The organism is Streptomyces sp. NPDC014801 (assembly GCF_043082085.1).
In the GTDB taxonomy this organism is placed as follows: Bacteria; Actinomycetota; Actinomycetes; order Streptomycetales; family Streptomycetaceae; genus Streptomyces.
This window is the reverse complement of record NZ_JBIBXG010000004.1, coordinates 66,848-89,549: the sequence shown is the minus strand read 5'-3', so window position 1 is coordinate 89,549 and position 22,702 is coordinate 66,848. Positions and strand designations below refer to the sequence as shown.

The following is a 22,702-nucleotide window of genomic DNA, read 5'->3' as shown; positions in this document are numbered from 1 at the left end:
TCACCCGCTCTTCATCCTTCGGGTTGGAGGACGTGGGCCACGGGAATGTTGGCGTGTGCATGCTCTGTCCGCACCGCCAGCCCCGCTCTTCCCCACCCCGGAGGTTGATGTGTCCGGCAGCAGTTCCGTGTTCCGCCGCGCCCGTACCGCCCTGGCCTCGGCGACCGCCCTGGCCGCGGCCGCGGTCGGCCTGTGGACCGGGCTCGGCGGCGGTTCCGCGCACGCCGCGGGCGCCGTGCCCACCCCCGACCACGTGGTCGTCGTGGTCTTCGAGAACCACGCCTACAGCCAGGTCATCGGCTCCTCCAGCGCCCCGTACATCAACTCCCTGAAGTCCCAGGGCGCCAACCTGAGCCAGGCGTACGCCGAGACCCACCCGAGCCAGCCCAACTACTTCGCCCTGTTCTCCGGCTCCACCCAGGGCATCACCGACGACAGCTGCTACACCCCGGGCTTCTCCTCCGCGCCCAACCTCGCCTCCGAACTGCTGGCGGCCGGCAAGACCTGGGCCAGCTACAACGAGACGCTGCCCAGCCAGGGGTCGACGACGTGCAGCAGCGGGAACTACGCCCGCAAGCACAACCCGTGGTTCGGCTTCAGCAACGTCCCCACCTCCACGGCCAAGACGTTCGCGCAGTTCCCGTCGGACTACTCGACGCTGCCCGACGTCTCCTTCGTCGTGCCCAACCTGTGCAGCGACATGCACGACTGCTCGGTGTCCACCGGTGACACCTGGCTGAAGAACAACCTGGGCGCGTACGCGACCTGGGCCAAGACCCACAACAGCCTGCTCGTGGTCACCTTCGACGAGGACAACCGGCTCTCCGGCAACCGCATCCCGACCGTCCTGTACGGCCAGCCGGTGACCCCCGGCTCGTCCACCTCCACCACCTACGACCACTACGACCTGCTGCGCACGCTGGAGGACCTCAAGGGCCTGTCCTCCCACGCGGGCAACGCGGCGGGCGCCCAGGACATCACCGGCATCTGGGCGTCCTGACCATGTACGTGGCGGACAGCCGCGCCGGAGCTCCGGCGCCGGCGTCCGCGGACGGCGCCGTCCGGCCCCCCGCCGGGCGGCGCCGCGCCGCGGTCGCCCCGACCGTCCTCGCGCTCGGCACGGTCAGCCTGATCACCGACGTGTCGTCGGAGATGGTGACCGCCGTGCTCCCGCTGTACCTGGTGGCGGGGCTGGGCCTGTCCCCGCTCGGCTTCGGGCTGCTGGACGGCGTCTACAACGGTTTCTCGGCCCTCGTACGGCTGCTGGGCGGGCACGTCGCCGACCGCGGCGGGGGCCGGCACAAGACGGTGGCGTGCCTCGGCTACGGCATCTCGGGCCTGTGCAAGCCGCTGCTCCTGCTCGCGCACTCGCTGACGCCGATCGGCCTGGTCCTGGCGGCCGACCGCACCGGCAAGGGTCTGCGGACCGCGCCGCGCGACGCGCTGATCTCGCTGTCGAGCACGCCCGAGAGCCGCGGCCGCGCCTTCGGGGTGCACCGGGCGATGGACACCGCCGGCGCCCTGCTCGGGCCGCTGGTCGCGTTCTGGATCCTGCGGCTCACCGTCGACGGCTACGACGCGGTGTTCACGGTCAGCTTCTGCGTGGCCGCCGTCGGCGTGCTGGTGCTGGTGCTGTTCGTGCCCGGCGGCCGTGCGGCACCGCCCGCGGACGACGGGCCACGGCCCACCCTGCGCGGTGCAATGGGGCTCCTGCGCGAGCGCGACCTGCGCCGCATCGCGCTGTGCGCCCTGCTGCTGGGCCTGGCCACCGTCAGCGACTCCTTCGTCTATCTGCTGCTCCAGCGCCGTCTGGGCGTGCCCGACCGCTGGTTCGCCCTGCTGCCGCTGGGCACGGCGGCCGCGTTCCTGCTCCTGGCGGTGCCGGCGGGCCGGCTGGCCGACCGGGTGGGCCGCTGGCGGATCTTCCTGGCCGGACACGGCGCGCTGCTCGCCGCCTACGCCCTGCTGCTGACGTCCTGGCACGGCAGCGCGCTGCCGTACGCGGTGCTCGTGCTGCACGGCGCCTTCTACGCGGCCACCGACGGCGTGCTGATGGCGGCGGCCTCCGACAGCGTGCCCGAGGCGCTGCGTTCCTCGGGACTCGCGCTGGTGCAGACGGGCCAGGCGCTGGCCCGGTTCGCCTGCTCGCTGGCGTTCGGCGCGCTGTGGACGGTCTGGGGCGACCGGGCGGCGCTGACAGCGTCGGCCCTCGCGCTGGCCGGGTGCGCCGCGTTCTCCTTCACCCTGCGCCCGAAAGGCACGGCATGACCGCACGCAACCGTCTCCTGGTCCTGTTCGCCGCGCTCGCCGTCCTGGCGGGCGTCGCGGTGGCGTCGGTGCTGCACGCCTCGGCGCGGGCGGAGCGGCGTGACCAGGCCCGGCCCGGCGGACCGTCGGTGAGCACGGGCCGGGTCACGCTGACCGACCGGGGGCGCCTGGTCTTCCGGAACATGGCGTGGGGCCCGCATCGCGACGAGCTGACCAGCGTGCCGGCCACGGACCCGGCGGGAGCGCGCACCGCCTCCGGTGTGAAGTGCCTGCGCTTCCACGCGGCCGCCGGCACCGGCGTGTGCCTGCAGGCGGTGCACGGCCCGGTGTCGGACACCTACCGGGCCGTGCTGCTCGACGCCCGCCTGAAGGTGACGCACACCTACGACGTGCCCGGCATCCCGTCCCGGGCCCGGGTCTCGCCGAGCGGGCACTTCGCGGCCTGGACGGCGTTCGTGGGCGGCGACTCCTACGCGGGGACGAACTTCTCCACGCGCGCGGCGATCGCCGACGTGCGCACGGGGAGGCTGATCCCCTCCCTGGAGGCGTTCCGGATCGTCAAGGACGGCCACGACTACCGCGCGGCGGACGTGAACTTCTGGGGCGTGACGTTCGCCGCCGACGACCGCACGTTCTACGCCACGCTGGCGACGAAGGGGCGGACCTACCTGGTCCGCGGCGACCTGACGGCCCGCACGGTCACCACCGTGCGCAGCAACGTGGAGTGCCCCTCCCTCTCCCCCGACGGCACCCGGATCGCCTTCAAGAAGCGCGTCCCCGGCCTGCCGAAGGACGCCCCCTGGCGCCTGTACGTCCTCGACCTGCGCACCCTGCGGGAAACCCCCCTGGCCGAACCCCGCAGCGTCGACGACCAGGCCCTGTGGCGCGACACCCACACGGTGCTCTACGCCCTGCCAGGCGACTACGGCGCGGACCTCTACGAGGTACCGGCGGACGGCACGGGCCGGGCCCGGCGCATCACGACGGCAGCGGTCTCCCCGGCGTTCCCGGACTGACCGGCACGGGGTCAACGCGGGCGCCGGCGGTTTCCGTCCGCCGGGTGGTTTGCCGGCGGTGAACACCGCTCTTGCCGGTCTGACGCGGAAGCGGTCCCGCGCGCGGAAGCCGGACTGGCGGCGGCCCTGGTGGCCTCGGACCTGCCGGGTGGCAGGGCACTGGTGCCGGGCACGGACAGCGAACGGGGAGCACGGGACGGCCCGGGCCCGGTGCGGAGAGCGAGCCCGGCGGCGCGTCGGTGCTGCGCCGGATCGGCCGGCGCCCTCAGGACCTCTTCCTGCGCCTGTCCCGGCCCCGGCAGGCCGCCCTCACCGGCGACTGGACCCCGCCGGCGCTGCGCCGCACCGACGTCAGCTGACCAGCTCGAAGATGCTCGCGCCCGTCAGCCACAGGCCGGCGAGGAGGCAGAGCGTGACGACCAGCTGTTCCTGGTGCCGGCCGAGCCAGGTCCGCAGGGCGTCCAGCCGGGCTCCCGCGGCCGCGGGAGCCCAGACCACGTACATCTCCATGACGATGAGGCTGAGCGTGGCCAGCAGGCAGTACCCGGTCAGCGCGAGCCAGTCGCCGGCGGTGGACAGGTGCGCCTCCAGAACCGTGGCGGCACCGGCGCCGACCAGTGCCCAGGGCTGCAGCAGCCAGGCCAGACCGGCTGCCGAGACCCAGGAGGCGTTGTCGATCCGGGCGGCCCAGCGCGGTGGGCCGTGCGGGCGGGGCGGGCGGCGCCGCCGGTGCGCGCCGTACAGCACCAGTGCCAGGCCGATGGCGAGTTTCGCGGCGATCCCGGCGGTCGAGGGCGCGCTGTGACGGGCCGGGGGCTGCCCGCCGGTCAGCAGCACCACGACGGCGACCACGGCGACCAGATCGGCCAGCCACGACAACAGGAACGCCAGGCCCAGGCGGACCCCGCGCCGCGAGGAGAGCAACAGGATGAAGGCGCTGTTGTGCAGGGGCCCCAAGGTGATGGCCGTACCGATCACCAGCAGGTCGAGGACCATCGGACCAGCCACTCCTGGGTGTCGGGGCCGTCCACGGCCCAGGGTCGGGGGCCGGGCGGCGGAAGGAGGCGGGCGGTCACGCGCCGCCGTCCCGACTGTGCAAGGGGCGGCCTGGCGGGTCAAGCAGGCCACGCGCGTGCCGCCCGCCCCATGACACGGATGCTCCCCTCACACCGCTCCCGGATCCGGCCCGACCGACGAGACACCCCCAGGCGCCGGGCCGGACGGCCCAGGGACGGCGCGGGGGCGCGCGCAGACGCCGTGTGGCCGACCGCGACGAGCGGTCGGCCACACGGGGGATCAGCGCCTGTTGACGGCGTGACCCGCGCCTACAGCACCGGCAGGTTCTTCCGCAGTTCGAACGCGGTGACCTCGCTGCGGTACTCCTCCCACTCCGAGCGCTTGTTGCGCAGGAAGAAGTCGAAGACGTGTTCGCCGAGGGTTTCGGCGACCAGGTCGCTGTTCTCCATGAGGGTGAGGGCCTCGCCGAGGTTCTGCGGGAGGGGTTCGATGCCCATCGCGCGGCGTTCGGCGTTGGAGAGGGCCCAGACGTCGTCCTCGGCGCCGGGCGGGAGTTCGTAGCCCTCCTCGATGCCCTTCAGGCCGGCGGCCAGCAGGACCGCGTAGGCGAGGTAGGGGTTGGCGCCGGAGTCCAGGGAGCGGACCTCCACGCGCGCGGAGCCGGTCTTGCCGGGCTTGTACATGGGGACGCGGACCAGGGCCGAGCGGTTGTTGTGGCCCCAGCAGATGTAGGAAGGGGCCTCGCCGCCGGCGCCGGCGGTGCGCTCGGAGCCGCCCCAGATGCGCTTGTAGGAGTTCACCCACTGGTTGGTGACCGCGGAGATCTCCGCCGCGTGCCGCAGCAGGCCGGCGATGAAGGAGCGGCCGACCTTGGAGAGCTGGTACTCGGCGCCCGACTCGTAGAAGGCGTTGCGGTCGCCCTCGAAGAGGGAGAGGTGGGTGTGCATGCCGCTGCCGGGGTGCTCGGAGAACGGCTTCGGCATGAACGTGGCCTGCACGCCCTGCTCCAGCGCCACCTGCTTCATCACCAGCCGGAACGTCATGACGTTGTCGGCCGTGGACAGCGCGTCGGCGTAGCGCAGGTCGATCTCCTGCTGGCCGGGCGCGCCCTCGTGGTGGGAGAACTCCACCGAGATGCCCATCGACTCCAGCATGGTGATCGCCTGGCGGCGGAAGTCCATGCCGACGTTGGTCGGGGTGTGGTCGAAGTAGCCGGAGTTGTCGGCCGGGGTGGGCCGGCTGCCGTCGAGCGGCTTCTCCTTGAGCAGGAAGAACTCGATCTCGGGGTGCGTGTAGAAGGTGAAGCCGAGGTCGGAGGCGCGGGCCAGGGCGCGCTTGAGGACGTAGCGGGGGTCGGCGAAGGAGGGGGAGCCGTCGGGCATGAGGATGTCGCAGAACATGCGCGCGGTGCCGGGGGCCTCGGCCCGCCAGGGCAGCACCTGGAAGGTGGAGGGGTCCGGCTTGGCGATCATGTCGGACTCGTAGACCCGGGCGAAGCCCTCGATGGCGGAGCCGTCGAAGCCGATGCCCTCGTCGAAGGCCTGCTCCAGCTCGGCCGGGGCCACGGCAACGGACTTGAGGAAGCCCAGCACGTCCGTGAACCACAGGCGTACGAACCGGATGTCGCGCTCCTCCAACGTCCGGAGCACGAACTCCTGCTGCTTGTCCATCTTCCGCTTCCCCATCCTTGCTGGTCAGGCCGCCTGTCCCCGGTGAGGCGGGAGGCGGTCGGGCACCTGAGCAGCATCCCATCACACGACCGTTTCACGCGCGTTGCGGACCATGATCGGCGAAGCGGCTCCGGGCCGAATGCCCCGTGTCCTGCGGGTGTACTGCTCTCTGCCGCCCATCTTGCCTGCTCGGGCCGCCATCCGTAATGGCCGGCGAGGGACCGGACGTGAGCGACACCACGCCCCATTAATTTGCATCTCAGATGCAAGTTTTCATACCGTCCGATCAGTCGAGCCAGGAGGAGTCCTGATGCTGTCCGAGCAGTCCGCAGCAACCGTCCGCGCCACCCTGCCCGCCGTCGGCGGCGCCATCGGCGAGATCACCGAGCGCTTCTACGCCCGGCTCTTCGACGCCCACCCCGAGCTGCTGCGAGACCTGTTCAACCGCGGCAACCAGGCCTCCGGCGCCCAGAAGCAGGCCCTCGCCGGCTCCATCGCGGCCTTCGCCACGCACCTTCTGGACCACCCCGACCGGCGGCCCGACGCCATGCTCGGCCGCATCGCGCACAAGCACGCCTCCCTCGGCGTGGCCCCCGAGCAGTACCAGGTCGTCCACGAGCACCTTTTCGCCGCCATCGCCGAGGTCCTCGGCGAGGCCGTCACCCCCGAGGTGGCCGCCGCCTGGGACGAGGTCTACTGGCTGATGGCCAACGCGCTCGTCGCCATCGAGAAGCGGCTGTACGAGGAGAGCGCCGGCCGGGGCAGGCGGCCGTGGGAGGTCGTCGAGCGCATCGAGGAGACCGCCGACGTCGTCACCTTCCGGCTGCGCCCCACCGACGGCGGCCCGGTGCGCGGGTTCCGCGCGGGCCAGTACGTCTCCGTCCAGGTGGAGCTGGCCGACGGCGCCCGGCAGATACGGCAGTACAGCCTGTCCGGCGCCCCCGGCGAGAGCGTGCGCCAGTTCAGCGTCAAGCGCGTGACCGGCGACGGCGCCACCCCCGACGGCGAGGTCTCGCACCACCTCCACGCACGCGTGCGCGTCGGCGACGTCCTGCATCTGTCCGAGCCGTACGGCGACCTCGTCCTCGACGACGCCCCCGGGGCGCCCGTGCTGCTGGCCTCCGCCGGCATCGGCGTCACCCCGATGATCGCGATGCTGGCCCAGCTCGCCGAGGACGCGCACGCCGCCCCGGTCACCGTCGTGCACGGCGACCGCTCCCCCGCCGACCACGCCCTGCGCACCGAGCAGGAGGCCTACGCCGGCAAGCTCGCGGACGCGTCCGTGCACTTCTTCTACGAGCAGGACGCGCCCGCCGGCGCCCGCACCGGCCTCGTCGACCTCAGCAACCTCACCGTGCCGGCCGGCACGCGCGCGTACCTGTGCGGCCCGCTGCCCTTCATGCGCGCCGTGCGCGAGCAGCTGCTCGCCAAGGGCGTCGCCGCGGCCGACATCCACTACGAGGTCTTCGGCCCCGACCTGTGGCTGGCCCAGGGCTGACGCTGCTGACGCCCGCCGCACGGCACACCGCGAAGGGGCCGCCGGATCTGCCCGGCGGCCCCTTCGCGGTGTACGGGCGGTCCCCCCGGCCGCGCCCTGCCCTCCGCGGTCTAAGCCCTCAGCGGTCTCAGTCTTCCGCGGTCTCGGTCCTGCGCGGTCTCAGGGCGCCTTGGTGATGCCGAGCAGCAGGGGACCCGTCGGGTCGCTGACGATGTCCTGCACCGTCACCGGGTCCAGCGCGGCGTAGAAGGCCTCCTGGGCGCGGCGCAGCGCGCCCCGCAGCCGACAGCCGGAGTTCAGGGGGCAGGGCGTGGCGCCCTCGCAGTCGACGACGTCGCCGTCGCCCTCGAAGGCGCGCACCACCGCGCCGACGGAGGCGGTCCGGCCCTTGCCGGTGAGCGCGAGCCCGCCGCCCCGGCCGCGGCGGGCGTCCACCAGGCCCTGGTGCTGCAGCTCGGCGACGACCTTGGCGGCGTGGGTGTACGGCACGTCCATGTCGGCGGCGACCTGCCGGGTCGTCGGCGTGGTCGTACCGGCGACGGCGAGCCGCATCAGGACGCGCAGCGCGAGGTCGGTGGAGCGCAGGAGCCGCATCCCGCCAGCGTAGTAATACGCATCGGGGATTCCAAATATCGTGCGCCAGCCCACATCGGGGCGGACGTAGGGGGTGGGCGCGCCCGCACGGCGGCTTGTGTCGGCCTACACCGCACCCCTTCTCCCCCACTACGATCAGCGGGCCCCACCGTCCCCGTCCGCTCCCCCGAAGGACACGCCCCATGGGTTCCCCGACGACCGACAACGACAGCAGCTCCGCCCGCAAGGCCCATGTCGCCGAGATGCGCCGCGCCGAGCAGGCCCGCCGGCGGCGGCTGCGGGGCCTGACCGTCGCCGCGAGCGCGGTGGTCGTGGCCGGGCTCGTGGCGGGTGCCGTGTTCGTGGTGAAGGCGCGGTCCGACGACGGCGGGAAGAAGGCGGAGGCGGCCGCGAGCGCGACCGACGACACCAAGAACGCCGGCACCGGCCCCAAGAGCGCGCCGGGCGGCCAGTGGGCCACCGGCGCGGACGGCGTGCGGACCTGGAAGGGCCCCCTGGCCCGCAATCACGTCACCACGCCCGTGACGTACCCGATGCGCCCGCCGGTGGGCGGCGACCACAACCCGGTGTGGGCGGACTGCAACGGCACCGTCTACACCAAGCCCGTCAAGGACGAGATGGCCGTGCACTCCCTGGAGCACGGCGCCGTCTGGGTGACGTACACCGACCGGGCGGCGAAGTCGGACGTGGCCGCGCTCGCCGCGCGCGTGAAGGCGACGCCGTACACCCTGATGAGCCCGTACGCGGACCAGTCGGCGCCCCTCGTGCTGTCGGCCTGGGGCCACCAGTTGAGCGTGCGCGCCGCCGACGACCCGGCCGTGGACAAGTTCTTCGCCACCTACGTCCAGGGGGCGCAGACGCCGGAGCCGGGCGCCTCCTGCTCCAGCGGGATGATGCAGTGAGGCACATCGGACTGGTCGCCGGGGCGGCGGCCGCCGCGCTGGTCGCCGCCGGCGCCATCACCTACGCCGTCGCCGAGGAGGAGGGCACGGGGACGCGGACGCCGGGCACGGAGTCCGCGGACGCCGGGTTCGCCCGGGACATGGCCGTCCACCACCAGCAGGCCGTGGAGATGTCGTACATCGTGCGGGACCGCACGCAGGACGCTCAGGTGCGCGGCCTCGCCTACGACATCGCGCAGACGCAGGCCAACCAGCGCGGCATGCTGCTCGGCTGGCTCGACCTGTGGGAGCTGCCGAAGGTGTCGCCCGAGCCGCCGATGACCTGGATGGACATGGGCGGCGCGGCCGAGGGGAAGGCCGCCGACGGGGCGCTGATGCCGGGGATGGCGACCAACAGCGAGCTGCGCCGGCTGCGGGAGCTGAGCGGGAGGCAGGCCGAGGTGCTGTACCTGCAGCTGATGACGGAGCATCACCAAGGCGGCATCCACATGGCGCAGGGCTGTGTGCGGCGGTGCACGGTCGGGGCCGAGAAGCGGCTCGCCCGCACGATGGTCGAGGGCCAGCAGTCCGAACTGCGGCTGATGTCCGACATGTTGCGCGAACGAGGGGTCAATCCCCCGTCGTAGGACATCGGTCGGCCGCGCGCACCGCGGTCCGGTGAAACTTTATTGGCGTCTTTTTGGCCTTCTTATTCCCCTGACATGAACGGTTCATCGAAAGAGTGTGCCGGGTCGAGTGATCCACTCGCACCGAACTCGCACAGGGGGTTCCATGAGATCCAACCGCGCCATGCTGCGCGCCTCCGTGAGCCTGGCAGCCACCCTGCCCATGCTCGCGGGCGCGCTGGCGCTCGGCATACCCGCGGCGCACGCCGCGGACCAACCGCACCGGGACGCGCTGGCCGGGACCAAGCCGGCGTGGGCCACGCCCAAGGCGGACAAGGGGGCGACGGCGGACAGCGCCGCGGTGAACGCACGCGTGTACCTCGCCGGACGGGACGCGGCCGGCCTCGCCGCCTACGCCCGCGCCGTGTCCGACCCGTCCTCCCCGCAGTACGGCAAGTACCTGTCCGCCCGGGCCGCCCAGGCGCGCTTCGGCGCGACGCCGGCGCAGGTGGCGGCGGTCAAGTCGTGGCTGACGTCGGCCGGTCTGAAGGTCACGTCGGTCACCGCGCACTACGTCGCCGTGAGCGGTGACGTCGCGGCGGCGGAGAAGGCCTTCGGCACGCAACTGCACAACTTCGCCAAGGGGAACGCCACCTACCGCGCGCCCGCCGCGACCGCGTCCGTCCCGGACAGCGTGCGCGACGCGGTCCTGACCGTCACCGGTCTCGACAACGCGCCGCACAAGGCGAGCCACAAGGACCAACTGCCGCCGCCGGACGCCGTGTTCCGCAACTCCGGGCCGTTCTCCTCGTACTACGGCTCGACCATCGCCTCCACGCTGCCGGACGCCTACGGGCAGAAGATCCCGTACGCCGTGCGGGGCTACACCGGCAAGCAGCTGCGCTCCGCGTACGGCGCGGGCGGCTACACCGGCAAGGGCGTGCGCGTCGCCATCACCGACGCCTACGCCTCGCCGACGCTCGCGTACGACGTGCAGACCTACGCCGGCAAGCACGGTGACGCCACGTGGACCACCGGGCAGCTGCGGCAGGTGCTGCCGAAGAACTACACCAAGACCGCAGAGTGCGGGGCGGCCGGCTGGTACGGCGAGGAGACCCTCGACGTCGAGGCCGTGCACGCGGTGGCTCCCGCGGCGCAGGTGACGTACGTCGGCGCGGCCTCGTGCTACGACGACGACCTGCTGGACTCGCTCAGCAAGGTCGTGGACGGTCATCTGGCCGACATCGTCTCCAACTCGTGGGGCGACATCGAGGCCAACCAGACGCCGGACCTCGCCGCGGCCTACGACCAGGTGTTCCAGTTCGGCGCCGTCGAGGGCATCGGCTTCTACTTCTCCTCCGGTGACAACGGCGACGAGGTCGCCAACACCGGCACCAAGCAGGTCGACACCCCCGCGAACTCCGCATGGGTGACCGCGGTGGGCGGTACCTCGCTGGCCGTCGGCCAGCGGGACGCCTACCTGTGGGAGACCGGCTGGGGCACGGAGAAGGCCACGCTGTCCGCCGACGGCAAGAGCTGGGTGGGCTTCCCCGGGGCGTTCACGTCCGGTGCGGGTGGCGGCACGAGCCGGACCGTGGCTCAGCCGTACTACCAGAAGGGGGTCGTGCCGGACGCCCTCGCCCAGGCCAACAACGCGAGCGGCAACCGTGTCGTGCCGGACATCGCGGCGATCGCCGACCCGAACACCGGGTTCCTCGTCGGTCAGACGCAGACGCTGCCCGACGGGACGCAGGCCTACGACGAGTACCGGATCGGCGGCACCTCGCTGGCCGCGCCGGTGATCGCCGGTGTGCAGGCGCTCGCGCAGGAGGCGGCCGGTGGCAAGGCGCTCGGCTTCGCCAACCCGGCGATCTACGCGCGCTACGGGACCAAGGTGTTCCACGACGTCACCGACAACCCCACGGGCAAGGGGCTGGCGGTCGCGCGCGTCGACTTCGTCAACGGGTACGACGCGACGGGCGGGCTGAGCACGTCGGTGCGCAGCCTCGGCAAGGACAGCTCGCTGCAGGCGGTCAAGGGCTACGACGACGTGACGGGCGTCGGTTCGCCGGCGAACGGGTACGTGTCGTCCTACCGCCGCCACTGAGCGCTGCCGCTCGGCTGCACGCTACGCCCGCTCCCCGGTCGGGGGGCGGGCGCACGTGCCTGCGGCGCCTGAACGGGTGGGTGCTGATTTGTTGCCGGGTGCGGGTGCCTGCGGCGCCTCAACGGGTGGGTCACTGATCGTTGCCGGGTGCCGGTGCCTGCGGCGCCTCAGCGGGTGGGTGCTGATTCGATGCCGGTGCGGGTGCCTGCGGCGCCTCAACGGGTGGGTGCTGATTTTGTGCCGGGTGCGGGTGCCTGCGGCGCCTCAGCGGGTGGGTCACTGATCGTTGCCGGGTGCGGGTGCGTGGTGGCTGGTCGCGCAGTTCCCCGCGCCCCTTAGGGGGTTGCCAGTCCCGTCGGCCGCCGGCTCGGGTTGCCGCGGGCGGCGCTTGGTCCGCTCAGTCCGCGGGCATGCGTGCCGCCTGGGGCGGCACGGGTGGGCGCTGGGGGTCCCCCCTGCACGGAGTGCTTGGGGGAGGCACCCCGCAACGCCGGGCCACACATCTGGTCACCGCAACCCTGGGCACAACCGCACCGCAGGGCACCGCACCCCAGCGCGCCTCGCCGCACCGCGTTTTCTGTCCGGTAGGACATTGCGTCGGGGTGACGATTAGAGTGGGGGGGTGCCTCAACTTCGCCTCGCCCTGAATCAGATCGACTCTCGCGTCGGCGACCTCGCCGGGAACACCGAGACGATCGTCCGCTGGACCCGGCACTCCGCCGAGCAGGGGGCGCATCTCGCCGTCTTCCCGGAGATGGCCCTGACCGGCTACCCCGTCGAAGACCTCGCGCTGCGCGCCTCCTTCGTCGAGGCGTCCCGCACCGCGCTGCGCGCGCTCGCCGCGCGGCTGGCCGAGGAGGGACTCGGGGAGCTCCCCGTGCTCGTCGGCTACCTCGACCGCTGCGAGACGGCCCAGCCGAAGTACGGCCAGCCGGCCGGCGCCCCGCAGAACGCCGCCGCGGTGCTGCACCGCGGGCGCGTCGTGCTCACCTTCGCCAAGCACCACCTGCCCAACTACGGCGTCTTCGACGAGTTCCGCTACTTCGTCCCCGGCGACTCCATGCCCGTCCTGCGGCTGCACGGCGTGGACATCGCCCTGGCCATCTGCGAGGACCTCTGGCAGGACGGCGGCCGCGTGCCGGCGGCGCGTTCCGCGAGGGCGGGGCTGCTCGTCTCCGTCAACGCCTCCCCGTACGAGCGCAACAAGGACGACACCCGGCTGGAGCTGGTGCGCAAGCGGGCGCAGGAGGCCGGCTGCACCACCGCCTATCTCGCCATGATCGGCGGGCAGGACGAGCTGGTGTTCGACGGCGACTCGATCGTCGTGGACGGCGACGGGGAGGTCGTCGCCCGGGCGCCGCAGTTCTCCGAGGGCTGCGTGGTGCTCGATCTGGAGCTGCCGGCGGCCGACCCGGAGGCGCCGGAGGGTGTCGTGGACGACGGGCTGCGCATCGACCGGGTGGTGCTGTCCGAGGAGCCGCTGCCCGCGTACGAGCCGGTGCACACCGGCGGGTACGCCGAGCGGCTGGACGACGAGGAGGAGGTCTACTCCGCCCTGGTGGTGGGCCTGCGGGCGTACGTGCGCAAGAACGGTTTCCGCTCCGTGCTCATCGGGCTGTCCGGCGGCATCGACTCCGCGCTGGTCGCGGCCATCGCCTGTGACGCCGTCGGCGCCGAGAACGTGTACGGCGTGTCGATGCCGTCGAAGTACTCCTCCGGACACTCCCGCGACGACGCGGCCGAGCTGGCCCGCCGTACGGGGCTGAACTTCCGTACCGTCTCGATCGCGCCCATGTTCGACGCCTATATGGCGGCGGCCGAGCTGACCGGCCTCGCCGAGGAGAACCTGCAGTCCCGGCTGCGCGGCACGCTGCTGATGGCGCTGTCCAACCAGGAGGGGCACATCGTGCTCGCGCCGGGCAACAAGTCCGAGCTGGCGGTCGGGTACTCCACGCTGTACGGCGACTCGGTGGGCGCGTACGGGCCGATCAAGGACGTGTACAAGACGTGGGTGTGGCGGCTCGCCGAGTGGCGCAACCGGGCCGCCGAGGCGCGTGGGCAGACCCCGCCCATCCCGGAGAACTCCATCACCAAGCCGCCGAGCGCCGAGCTGCGGCCGGGTCAGGTGGACACGGACTCGCTGCCGGACTACCCGGTGCTCGACGCGATCCTGGAGCTGTACGTCGACCGGGACCTCGGCGCGGACGCGATCGTGCGGGCGGGGTACGACCACGACCTGGTGACCCGGACGCTGCGGATGGTCGACACCGCCGAGTACAAGCGGCGGCAGTACCCGCCGGGGACGAAGATCTCGCCGAAGGGCTTCGGGAAGGACCGGCGGCTGCCCATCACCAACGGGTGGCGCGAGACGGTGTGACGACGGGGAGACGACGAAGGGGGGTGCCCGGGCGGGCACCCCCCTTCTCGCTCTGCGGGTGTCAGTGGTGGAGCGTGTGCTCCTCGTGCGGGACGTGCGCCGCCACCACGCGGCCCTCGTGCGGGCTGCGGCGGTCCACCGCGTAGGCGACCGCCGCGACGGCCAGGCCGAGGACGGCCAGCAGGGCGCCGGCCAGCGCCGGGGACGTCGTACCGAAGCCGGCGGCCAGGGCCAGTCCGCCGATCCAGGCGCCGCCCGCGTTGGCGAGGTTGAAGGCGGCCTGGTTGGCGGAGGAGGCGAGCGACGGGGCCGCCGACGCCTTCTCCATCACCATCAGCTGCAGCGGGGAGCCCGTGACGAACGCCGCCATGCCCAGCAGGGCGACGGCCAGGGCCGCGGTGGTCTGCGTGCGCATCAGGAGCGGGAAGAGCAGCAGGACCGCCGCGAGCGAGGCCAGGCCGCCGAAGAGGGTGCCGCGCATCGCGTGGTCCGCCAGGCGGCCGCCCAGCAGGTTGCCGATCGTCGCCCCGACGCCGAACAGGGCCAGCAGCAGGGTCACGCTCGCGTCGGCGTAGCCGGCCGCGTCGGTGAGCATCGGCGTGATGTAGCTGTAGGCGGCGAACAGCGCGCCGAAGCCGGCGACCGTCGTGCCGAGGGCCAGCCAGACCGGCACCGAGCGCAGGGCGGCCAGTTCGCCGCGCAGGCCCGTGGCGGAGGCGTGGGTGTGGTCGTGCGGGATCAGCGCGGCCAGGGACGCGATCGCGGCCAGGCCGATCAGGCTGACCCCGAGGAACGTGGCCCGCCAGCCGAGGTGCTGGCCGACGAGGGTGGCCACCGGGACGCCCGCGATGTTGGCGACGGTGAGGCCGAGGAACATCAGGGAGACCGAGCGGGCCTTGCGCTCGGGGGCGACCAGGGTGGTCGCCACCACGGCGCCCACGCCGAAGAAGGCGCCGTGCGGCAGGCCGCTGAGGAAGCGGGCCGCCAGCAGGGTGCCGTTGCCGGGGGCGAACGCGGAGAGCGCGTTGCCCACGACGAACAGCACCATCAGGGCGATGAGGACCGTGCGGCGGGACATGCGGGCCGTCACCGCGGCGAGCAGCGGCGCGCCGATGACGACGCCGAGCGCGTACGCCGAGACCAGGTGGCCGGCGGCGGGGATCGAGATGTGCAGGTCGTCCGCGACGTCGGGCAGCAGCCCCATCATCACGAACTCGGTCGTACCGATGCCGAAGGCGCCCACGGCGAGGGCGAGCAGGGCCAGGGGCATGAAGTACCTTTCGAGACTTTGGGGACGTTCGGAAACTCTCTATGTTTCCGCTCGGAACAAAGTCTCTCAGGCGGAGTATTCCGGCAGGTTGAAGCCAGGTTACGGCTCGCTTGCGACCTGCGGTTTTACGAGTCCGGTGTGGCCACCTTCACACGCGCGGCGACCGGGAGGTGGTCGCTCGCCGTGGCCGGCAGGGTCCAGGAACTCTCCGGCTCGACGCCCTTGACCATGATCTGGTCGATCCGGGCCATCGGGAACGACGCCGGCCAGCTGAAGCCGAAGCCGTCGCCGGCCGCGCCCTGCGTGGAGCGCATCTGGGAGGTGACGGCGTTCAGCGCGCGGTCGTTCATGGTGCCGTTGAGGTCGCCGAGCAGGATCACCCGGGGCAGCTTCTCGCCCGCGATGGCCTCGCCGAGCGCGTCGGCGCTCTTGTCCCGCTGGCGGGCGGTGAAGCCGGCGGCCGCCTTGACGCGCACCGACGGCAGGTGGGCGACGTAGACCGCGACCGGGCCCTCGGGGGTGGCGACCGTGGCGCGCATCGCCCGCTTCCAGCCCAGCCGGATGTCCACCGCCTCGACACCGGTCAGCGGGTACTTGCTCCACAGGCCGACCGTGCCCACCACCGCGTGGTGCGGGTACGTCCCCTCCAGCGCGTTCTCGTACGTCGGGACCGCGGAGGCCTTGATCTCCTCCAGGGCGAGCAGGTCCGCGCCGGAGGCGGCGACCTCGCGGGCGGTGCCGGAGGGGTCGGGGTTGTCGGCGTTGACGTTGTGCGTGGCCACCGTGAGGTCGCCGCCGCCGCCGGACTTGTCGGTGAGCAGCCCGCCGAAGAGGTTCAGCCACACGATCGACGGCAGGATCACCGCGATCAGGGCCGTGGCCGAGCGGCGCAGCAGCGCGCCGGCGAACAGCAGCGGGATCAGCACGCCCAGCCAGGGCAGGAACGTCTCGGTGAGACTGCCCAGGTTGCCGAAGGCGTTCGGGATGCGGGAGTGGACAACCATCACCAGGGCGAGGAGCAGCGCGACCGCGGCGAGCAGGAGGCCGCGCCGCCACACGCGCGCGTCGCCGCGCCAGGAGCGCAGCCAGCGGGACACCACGCGCCGGATCCGGGTTCCCGGGCGCTGGTTCCCCGCGCCACCGTCGGCCGTCTCCGTCACGTATGCCTGCTGCGCCATACCGTCGCCTCACTACCTGCCGTGCACACCGTCGTCCCCCGCGCCTCCTACGACCCTAGGGGATGATCGGTTCTGTTCCTGCCGTCCCGCGACGGCCGTACGGGCACGATGACGAACGGGGCGGCGCACGGAGTTCCGGATCGGCCCGGTGGCACGGGAGTTGTGACGAAACCTGCACATTACGGCCGGGAACTGACGGGCCGTAGTCCTTCCATGACCGTGTCGACGATCTGTTCCGCCAGCCCTTCGGGCAGGTCGGCGTCGGGGCGCAGCAGGGTGCGGATGAGGACGGGTCCGACGAACATGTCGTTGGCGAGTTCCAGGTCCACGTCGGCGCGGATCTCGCCGCGCTCGCGGCCGCGGCGCAGCACCTGCAGGCCGAGGTTGCGCCGGGGCACGATGACGTTCGCGTGGTAGGCGGCCCAGATCCGGGGGCTGGACTTCATCTGCACATGGGCGTTGTGCAGCAGCGCGGAGGTGCGGCTGGCCAGGGCCCGCAGGCGCAGCGACTCCAGCAGGGCGACCAGGTCGTCGCGGACCGAGGTGCCGGGCAGGTCCGGGTCGGGCGGCTCGGCGGCCCGGATGACGTCGACGAAGAGCTCCTCCTTGCCGCTCCAGCGGCGGTAGATGGTGGCCTTGCCGACGCCCGCGGTGCGCGCGATGCGCTCGATGGACAGCTCGGCCAGCGGAACGCCGTCCTCCAGGAGCTTCATCGTCCCCTCGATGATGGCGCGTTCCACGGCCTCGCTGCGGGGCCGGCCCCGCACCGGGCTGTCGCTGCGGCTGTCGGCAAGGCTCACGTCGTGTCGTCCCTTCGTCGTTCCCGGCCTGCCGGAATTCTCCCCTCCGCCAGGGTGGCCGGTCACGTCCTACTCGGCGGCCGCGACCAACTCCGGCTCCTCCTTGCCGCCCTGAGGCTGTGCCGGGCGGCCGGGCAGGAACAGCGCCACCACGACGGCGCCGACGAGCGCGACGCCCGCGCCGCACAGGGCGGTGACGTGCATGGCGTGCAGGAACGCGTCGTTCGCGGAACCGACCAGGCCCTCGCCGCGCGGGCCGAGCCGGGCGGCGACCCCGAGGGTGGCCTCGATGGACTCGCCGGCGGTCTCGCGCAGTCCGGCGGGCAGCAGGCCGAGCTTGTCCTCGATGCCGTTGCGGTACGCCGTGGAGAGCACCGAGCCGAGGACGGCGATGCCGAGGGCGCCGCCGACCTGGCGGAAGGTGTTGCTGAGCGCGGACGCCGAGCCGGCCTTCTCGCGCGGCAGGGCCTGCATGATGACGACGCTGACCGGGGTCATGATGTGCGCCATGCCCGTGCCCATCAGGAAGAAGATGACTTCCAGCAGCCAGATCGGGGTGTCCGCGTCCAGCGTCGCGAACGCCGCCAGCATCGCGGCGATCAGCACCATGCCGGCGGTGGTGGTGGCCCGGTTGCCGAAGCGGTCGACCAGCAGCCGGGCGCGCGGCGCGAAGATCATCTGCGCGGCGGCCAGCGGCAGCATCAGCAGACCGGTCTGCAGCGGGCTGTAGCCGCGCACGCTCTGGGTGTAGAAGACCGAGAAGAAGGTCACGCCCATCAGCGCGAAGAAGACCAGCGCGATCGCGCCGATCGCGGCGGAGAACACCTTGTTCTTGAAGTAGGTGACGTCGATGGACGGGTGGTCGCTGCGCTTCTCGAAGACCACGAAGGCGGCGAGGACCGCGAGGCCGGCCGCGATGGTCGCGAGCACCGTGGCGTCGGTGAAGTCGGCGAGCTGGCCGCCCTTGATGATGCCGTAGACCAGCAGGACCAGGCCGACCACGGAGAGCACCACGCCGACCGGGTCGACGCGGCCCGGGCTGGGGTCGCGCGAGTCGGGCACCAGCCACACCATCAGGGCCAGGGCGAGGAGCACGATCGGCACGTTGACCAGGAAGACCGAGCCCCACCAGAAGTGGTCCAGCAGCACGCCGCCGGTGATCGGGCCGATCGCGATGGCGAGGCCGACGCCGCCCGCCCAGATGCCGATGGCCTTGGGCTGCTCCTCGCGCTCGAAGACGTTCATCAGCACGGCGAGGGTGGCGGGCATCACGAAGGCCGCGCCGAGGCCCATCACCGCGCGGAAGGCGATCAGCTGAGCCGGGGAGCCGGACTCGGCGGCCAGGGCCGAGCCGATGCCGAACACCGCCAGACCGCCGAGGAGCACCTTCTTGCGGCCGAGGCGGTCGCCGAGCAGGCCGGCCGTGAACAGCAGGCCGGCGAAGACGAGCGTGTAGGCGTTGATCGCCCACTCCAGCTCGCTCTGGGTGGCACCGAGGCCGGTGGGGGCCGGGGTGGAGATGGTCTTGATCGCGACGTTCAGGATCGAGTTGTCCAGGACGACGATCAGCAGGCTGAGCATCAGGACCCCGAGGATCGCCCAGCGGCGCCGGTGCACGGCGTCGGGTATCCGGGGGGCGGAGGCGGCGGGATTGGTCATGGAGCGAGCCTAGCCATTTAAGATACGAGACCGTACCGTATCGAAATTCTTTTTACCGCCCTCTTACGTCCGGAGTGCTTGCCCGCACGGGGTGACACGGTCCATGGCGGGTCCCCCTAGCCGACCGTGACCCGAGGTGCCACCATGGAGGCGGTCCGGGGACGCCGTCAGGGCGCCTCGAGATGACGTAAGGAGCCGTGCCATGACGCAGCTTTCGGCTGCCTCGAACGCGCAGAGCGGTCCCTCCGACGGCAGCAGGGCGCTGTACGGAGGCAAGATCAACCGCCGCATCACCGTCCGGGACATCGCCGCCGCCAAGGAGCGGGGCGAGAAGTGGCCCATGCTGACCGCGTACGACGCGATGACCGCGTCCGTCTTCGACGAGGCCGGGATCCCGGTGCTGCTCGTCGGCGACTCGGCGGGCAACTGCCACCTCGGGTACGACACGACCGTGCCCGTCACGCTCGACCAGATGATCATGCTGTCCGCGGCCGTCGTCCGCGGCACCCGGCGGGCGCTGATCGTCGGCGACCTGCCCTTCGGCTCCTACCAGGAGGGGCCGGTGCAGGCGCTGCGCTCGGCGACCCAGCTGGTGAAGGAGGCCGGGGTCGGCGCCGTGAAGCTGGAGGGCGGCGAGCGCTCCCACGAGCAGATCCGACTGCTGGTCGAGGCCGGCATCCCGGTGATGGCGCACATCGGGCTGACCCCGCAGTCCGTCAACGCCATGGGCTATCGCGTCCAGGGGCGCGGCGAGGAAGCGGCGCAGCAGCTGCTGCGGGACGCCAAGGCCGTGCAGGACGCGGGCGCGTTCGCCGTGGTCCTGGAGCTGGTGCCGGCCGAGCTGGCCGCCGAGGTCACCCGCGTGCTGCACATCCCGACGGTCGGGATCGGCGCGGGCGCGGAGACCGACGCGCAGGTGCTGGTGTGGACCGACATGCTCGGGCTGACCGGCGGGCGGGTACCGAAGTTCGTCAAGCAGTACGCCGACCTGCGGTCCGTGATGGGCGACGCGGCGAAGGCCTTCGCCGACGACGTCATCGGCGGAACGTTCCCGCTGGAGGAGCACTCGGTCCACTGACGGCTCCGCGCGCACGCGGGCCACTGACCGGCTCCGCGCGCGTCCCGGGACCGGCTCCGTGCGCCGAACGGACGGCGTCCCCTGCGGACCCCGTCCCCCGAAGCCACCGCCGGCACGAAGGCAGCCCCGCCGATCTTCCCCCGTCGGCGGGGCTGCCGCCGTCCCGGGCGGGGGGCGCCGGGCCGCTGCCGCGCCCGTCCCCGGGGTGGGGGCCTTCGCCGTCATGCGTCGAGGGCGCCCAGCTGCCGCAGCTGGGCGAGGACGTCGACGACGCCCCAGATCTCCGCGATCCGGCCGGCGTCCAGCCGGACGATGAAGATCTCGCCGTAGCGCACGGACCGGCCGGTCGGCGCCAGGCCACGGAACTCGCCGAGGTGGGTCCCGGTGACGGTGTTGCGGTACACCGCCTTGTCCCCCTGCACGACGACGTCCTCGATGTGGACGCGCAGGTCGGGAAAGGCGGGCAGGAGCGTCCGCCACACCTGCTTGAGCGCCCGCACGCCCGGCACCCCCGTGGGCACGGGCGCGTGGAAGACCAGCCCCGGGTCGACCACCTCGTCGATGGTCTTCTCGATCAGTTCCAGGTCGCCGGTGTTCACGGCGGCGTGCATACGGCCGAAGGCCGTGTTCTCGGTCATCTCCCGCTGTCCCTTCCTTCTCCGACGGGCTGCACCCCTATGACGTCGTGGACCGCCCGTCTGTGACAGGCCGGCGGAAATGCGGGTGCCGGCGGGGCCTGTCGGTGGGATGTCGGTGGGGGCGGGGGGCTGTCGGTCGGGTGTCGGTGGTTTGTCGGTGGGGGGTGACACCGTCGTGGGCATGACGCGAATCGACAACAACCCCGGCGGCGCGGGAAGCGCCGTCACCGTGCGGGGGCTGGTCAAGCACTACGGCGAGACCAAGGCGCTGGACGGCGTCGACCTGGACGTGCGCGAGGGCACCGTGATGGGCGTGCTCGGGCCGAACGGCGCCGGGAAGACCACGCTCGTGCGGATCCTGTCCACGCTGCTGACCCCGGACGCCGGCGAGGCCTTCGTCGCCGGCTACGACGTGATCCGCCAGCCCCGCCAGCTGCGCCGGGTGATCGGGCTCACCGGCCAGTACGCCTCGGTGGACGAGAAGCTGCCGGGCTGGGAGAACCTGTACATGATCGGCCGGCTGCTCGACCTGTCCCGCAAGGACGCCCGGGCCCGCGCCGACGAGCTGCTGGAGCGCTTCTCGCTCACCGAGGCGGCCAAGCGGCCCGCGGGCACGTACTCCGGCGGCATGCGGCGCCGGCTCGACCTCGCCGCCTCCATGATCGGGCACCCGGCGGTGCTCTACCTGGACGAGCCGACCACCGGGCTCGACCCGCGCACCCGCAACGAGGTGTGGGACGAGGTGAAGCGGATGGTCGGCGACGGCGTCACCGTGCTGCTCACCACGCAGTACATGGAGGAGGCCGAGCAGCTCGCCTCCGAGCTGACGGTCGTGGACCGCGGCAAGGTCATCGCCGGCGGCGGCATCGAGGAGCTGAAGGCCAAGGTCGGCGGGCGCACCCTGCGCGTGCGGCCGGTGGACCCGCTGCAACTCGACCCGCTCGCCCGCACGCTCGACGACCTCGGCATCACCGGGCTCGCCACCACCACCGTCGACCGCGAGAGCGGCGCCCTGCTCGTGCCGGTGCTCAGCGACGAGCAGCTGACCGCCGTGGTCGGCGCGGTCACCGCGCAGGGCATCACCCTGTCCTCCATCACCACCGAACTCCCCAGCCTGGACGAGGTGTTCCTCTCCCTCACCGGCCACCGCGCCAGTGCCCCGCAGGACGCCACGCCCACCGACGAACGCCAGGAGGTCGCCGTATGAGCGCCGCCACCGCCACCGCGACCGACGCCCGCATCCCGCTGCGGGGCCATCTGCGGCACACCGGCGCCCTCATCCGCCGCAACCTGCTGTGGATCCGGCAGGACCCGGAGTCGATGTTCGACGCGCTGCTGATGCCCGTCGTCTTCACCCTGCTCTTCGTGTACGTCTTCGGCGGCTCGATCGGGCAGTCGCTCGGCGGCGGCCAGGACCAGTACGTGCAGTACGTCATCCCGGGCATGATCGCGATGATGAGCATGACCCTGTCCCAGGGCGTCGGCACGGGCTTCAGCCAGGACTTCAACAGCGGCGTCATGGACCGGTTCCGTACGCTGCCCATCGGGCGCGGCTCGGTGCTCTTCGCGAAGATCACCGTCGAGCTGGGGCGGATGCTCTTCGCCACGGCCGTGCTGATGATCGTCGCCGTGCTGGTCGGGTTCGACATCACCAACTGGCCGGGCCTGTTCGCGACCATCGGGCTGTCCGCACTGTTCGCGTCGTCCATCATGTGGGTCTTCCTCACGCTGGGCGTGATCCTGAAGAACGCGCAGTCCGTGCAGGCGATGGGCTTCCTGGTGCTGTTCCCGCTGCAGTTCGGCTCGTCGATCTTCGCGCCGACCAAGTCGATGCCGGGCTGGCTGCAGGCCTTCACCGACTACAACCCGCTCTCCACGCTCGCCGACTCCGCGCGCGGCCTGATGATCGGCGGCCCGGTCGCCCACGACCTGTGGGTGACGGTGGCCTGGTCGGTGGCGATCACCGCGGTGATGGCCCCGGTCGCCATCCACAAGTTCCGCACCAAGAGCTGACGGCCGCATGCG

At 72.3% G+C, this 22,702-nt stretch carries 19 protein-coding genes; 11 read left to right on the top strand and 8 right to left on the bottom strand.

Annotation, left to right across the window (positions count from 1 at the left end; all coding sequences use genetic code 11):
* The first annotated feature begins 109 nt into the window (after positions 1 to 109).
* Genes ACF1AL_RS09895 through ACF1AL_RS09885 form a run of 3 tightly spaced genes read left to right on the top strand, consistent with a single transcriptional unit; the run spans position 110 to position 3,284 of the window.
* Positions 110 to 1,000, top strand: coding sequence for an alkaline phosphatase family protein (locus ACF1AL_RS09895; RefSeq protein ID WP_391820522.1), 891 nt, complete (start codon positions 110 to 112; stop codon positions 998 to 1,000).
* A gap of 2 nt (positions 1,001 to 1,002) precedes the next feature.
* On the top strand, positions 1,003 to 2,268 hold the full coding sequence (locus ACF1AL_RS09890) for an MFS transporter (RefSeq protein WP_391825747.1): 1,266 nt from the start codon (positions 1,003 to 1,005) through the stop codon (positions 2,266 to 2,268).
* Complete coding sequence (locus ACF1AL_RS09885) at positions 2,265 to 3,284, top strand: TolB family protein (protein WP_391825746.1); 1,020 nt, start codon at positions 2,265 to 2,267, stop codon at positions 3,282 to 3,284. The genes ACF1AL_RS09890 and ACF1AL_RS09885 overlap by 4 nt, the downstream gene beginning before the upstream one ends.
* Positions 3,285 to 3,635: 351 nt before the next feature.
* On the opposite strand, the gene ACF1AL_RS09880 is transcribed toward ACF1AL_RS09885, so the two are convergent.
* Complete coding sequence (locus tag ACF1AL_RS09880; RefSeq protein ID WP_391697798.1) at positions 3,636 to 4,280, bottom strand: GAP family protein; 645 nt, start codon at positions 4,278 to 4,280, stop codon at positions 3,636 to 3,638.
* Between the two features lie 329 nt (positions 4,281 to 4,609).
* Positions 4,610 to 5,971 (bottom strand): glutamine synthetase family protein, encoded by a 1,362-nt coding sequence (locus tag ACF1AL_RS09875; RefSeq protein ID WP_366836085.1) that lies wholly within the window; start codon positions 5,969 to 5,971, stop codon positions 4,610 to 4,612.
* A 310-nt stretch (positions 5,972 to 6,281) separates the two neighbouring features.
* Between ACF1AL_RS09875 and ACF1AL_RS09870 the strand changes: the two genes are divergently transcribed.
* Positions 6,282 to 7,469: a globin domain-containing protein gene (locus ACF1AL_RS09870; protein ID WP_391820519.1), complete on the top strand. Its 1,188-nt coding sequence runs from the start codon at positions 6,282 to 6,284 to the stop codon at positions 7,467 to 7,469.
* A gap of 159 nt (positions 7,470 to 7,628) precedes the next feature.
* Here ACF1AL_RS09870 and ACF1AL_RS09865 read toward each other — a convergent pair whose 3' ends face one another.
* Positions 7,629 to 8,063, bottom strand: coding sequence for an RrF2 family transcriptional regulator (locus tag ACF1AL_RS09865; RefSeq protein WP_391661444.1), 435 nt, complete (start codon positions 8,061 to 8,063; stop codon positions 7,629 to 7,631).
* Between the two features lie 182 nt (positions 8,064 to 8,245).
* Between ACF1AL_RS09865 and ACF1AL_RS09860 the strand changes: the two genes are divergently transcribed.
* The 4 genes from ACF1AL_RS09860 to ACF1AL_RS09845 all read left to right on the top strand — a co-directional run bounded on the left by ACF1AL_RS09860 (position 8,246) and on the right by ACF1AL_RS09845 (position 14,054).
* Positions 8,246 to 8,965 carry a DUF3105 domain-containing protein gene (locus tag ACF1AL_RS09860; protein ID WP_391820518.1) on the top strand — a complete coding sequence of 240 codons (720 nt, stop codon included), beginning with the start codon at positions 8,246 to 8,248 and terminating at the stop codon, positions 8,963 to 8,965.
* Positions 8,962 to 9,591 carry a DUF305 domain-containing protein gene (locus ACF1AL_RS09855; RefSeq protein WP_391697807.1) on the top strand — a complete coding sequence of 210 codons (630 nt, stop codon included), beginning with the start codon at positions 8,962 to 8,964 and terminating at the stop codon, positions 9,589 to 9,591. The genes ACF1AL_RS09860 and ACF1AL_RS09855 overlap by 4 nt, the downstream gene beginning before the upstream one ends.
* 145 nt (positions 9,592 to 9,736) lie before the next feature.
* Positions 9,737 to 11,677 (top strand): protease pro-enzyme activation domain-containing protein, encoded by a 1,941-nt coding sequence (locus ACF1AL_RS09850; protein ID WP_391825745.1) that lies wholly within the window; start codon positions 9,737 to 9,739, stop codon positions 11,675 to 11,677.
* 622 nt (positions 11,678 to 12,299) lie between these two features.
* The gene (locus ACF1AL_RS09845) at positions 12,300 to 14,054 is read left to right on the top strand and encodes an NAD+ synthase (protein ID WP_391661448.1); all 1,755 of its coding nucleotides are present in this window, start codon (positions 12,300 to 12,302) and stop codon (positions 14,052 to 14,054) included.
* A 61-nt stretch (positions 14,055 to 14,115) separates the two neighbouring features.
* Here the strand turns inward: ACF1AL_RS09845 and ACF1AL_RS09840 are convergent, their stop codons facing one another.
* The 4 genes from ACF1AL_RS09840 to ACF1AL_RS09825 form a co-directional block, all read right to left on the bottom strand.
* A complete protein-coding gene (locus tag ACF1AL_RS09840; RefSeq protein WP_366840971.1) occupies positions 14,116 to 15,324 on the bottom strand; it encodes an MFS transporter in 1,209 nt (402 codons plus the stop codon).
* A gap of 125 nt (positions 15,325 to 15,449) precedes the next feature.
* On the bottom strand, positions 15,450 to 16,502 hold the full coding sequence (locus ACF1AL_RS09835) for an endonuclease/exonuclease/phosphatase family protein (RefSeq protein WP_391825744.1): 1,053 nt from the start codon (positions 16,500 to 16,502) through the stop codon (positions 15,450 to 15,452).
* 179 nt (positions 16,503 to 16,681) lie between these two features.
* Entirely contained in the window at positions 16,682 to 17,302 is a 621-nt protein-coding gene (locus ACF1AL_RS09830) for a TetR/AcrR family transcriptional regulator (protein WP_366840973.1), read from the bottom strand.
* Positions 17,303 to 17,371: 69 nt separating this feature from the next.
* A complete protein-coding gene (locus tag ACF1AL_RS09825; protein WP_391661450.1) occupies positions 17,372 to 18,961 on the bottom strand; it encodes an MFS transporter in 1,590 nt (529 codons plus the stop codon).
* A 202-nt stretch (positions 18,962 to 19,163) separates the two neighbouring features.
* Here ACF1AL_RS09825 and panB point away from each other — a divergent pair, with 202 nt between their 5' ends.
* Positions 19,164 to 20,039: a 3-methyl-2-oxobutanoate hydroxymethyltransferase gene (gene panB, locus ACF1AL_RS09820; protein ID WP_391825743.1), complete on the top strand. Its 876-nt coding sequence runs from the start codon at positions 19,164 to 19,166 to the stop codon at positions 20,037 to 20,039.
* Between the two features lie 221 nt (positions 20,040 to 20,260).
* Here panB and ACF1AL_RS09815 read toward each other — a convergent pair whose 3' ends face one another.
* Entirely contained in the window at positions 20,261 to 20,677 is a 417-nt protein-coding gene (locus tag ACF1AL_RS09815) for an ester cyclase (protein WP_366840976.1), read from the bottom strand.
* A gap of 181 nt (positions 20,678 to 20,858) precedes the next feature.
* Between ACF1AL_RS09815 and ACF1AL_RS09810 the strand changes: the two genes are divergently transcribed.
* Positions 20,859 to 21,884 (top strand): ATP-binding cassette domain-containing protein, encoded by a 1,026-nt coding sequence (locus tag ACF1AL_RS09810; RefSeq protein WP_366840977.1) that lies wholly within the window; start codon positions 20,859 to 20,861, stop codon positions 21,882 to 21,884.
* Entirely contained in the window at positions 21,881 to 22,690 is an 810-nt protein-coding gene (locus tag ACF1AL_RS09805; protein WP_391825742.1) for an ABC transporter permease, read from the top strand. Before ACF1AL_RS09810 ends, ACF1AL_RS09805 begins: the two co-directional genes overlap by 4 nt.
* Positions 22,691 to 22,702 lie beyond the last annotated feature (12 nt).

Coding starts and splice junctions, on each gene's coding strand:
- ACF1AL_RS09825 (WP_391661450.1), bottom strand. CDS start 18,961: ATGACCAATCCCGCCGCCTCCGCCCCCCGGATACCCGACGCCGTGCAC.
- ACF1AL_RS09870 (WP_391820519.1), top strand. CDS start 6,282: ATGCTGTCCGAGCAGTCCGCAGCAACCGTCCGCGCCACCCTGCCCGCC.
- ACF1AL_RS09835 (WP_391825744.1), bottom strand. CDS start 16,502: ATGGCGCAGCAGGCATACGTGACGGAGACGGCCGACGGTGGCGCGGGG.
- ACF1AL_RS09865 (WP_391661444.1), bottom strand. CDS start 8,063: ATGCGGCTCCTGCGCTCCACCGACCTCGCGCTGCGCGTCCTGATGCGG.
- panB (WP_391825743.1), top strand. CDS start 19,164: ATGACGCAGCTTTCGGCTGCCTCGAACGCGCAGAGCGGTCCCTCCGAC.
- ACF1AL_RS09805 (WP_391825742.1), top strand. CDS start 21,881: ATGAGCGCCGCCACCGCCACCGCGACCGACGCCCGCATCCCGCTGCGG.
- ACF1AL_RS09880 (WP_391697798.1), bottom strand. CDS start 4,280: ATGGTCCTCGACCTGCTGGTGATCGGTACGGCCATCACCTTGGGGCCC.
- ACF1AL_RS09875 (WP_366836085.1), bottom strand. CDS start 5,971: ATGGACAAGCAGCAGGAGTTCGTGCTCCGGACGTTGGAGGAGCGCGAC.
- ACF1AL_RS09810 (WP_366840977.1), top strand. CDS start 20,859: ATGACGCGAATCGACAACAACCCCGGCGGCGCGGGAAGCGCCGTCACC.
- ACF1AL_RS09850 (WP_391825745.1), top strand. CDS start 9,737: ATGAGATCCAACCGCGCCATGCTGCGCGCCTCCGTGAGCCTGGCAGCC.
- ACF1AL_RS09860 (WP_391820518.1), top strand. CDS start 8,246: ATGGGTTCCCCGACGACCGACAACGACAGCAGCTCCGCCCGCAAGGCC.
- ACF1AL_RS09890 (WP_391825747.1), top strand. CDS start 1,003: ATGTACGTGGCGGACAGCCGCGCCGGAGCTCCGGCGCCGGCGTCCGCG.
- ACF1AL_RS09885 (WP_391825746.1), top strand. CDS start 2,265: ATGACCGCACGCAACCGTCTCCTGGTCCTGTTCGCCGCGCTCGCCGTC.
- ACF1AL_RS09815 (WP_366840976.1), bottom strand. CDS start 20,677: ATGACCGAGAACACGGCCTTCGGCCGTATGCACGCCGCCGTGAACACC.
- ACF1AL_RS09840 (WP_366840971.1), bottom strand. CDS start 15,324: ATGCCCCTGGCCCTGCTCGCCCTCGCCGTGGGCGCCTTCGGCATCGGT.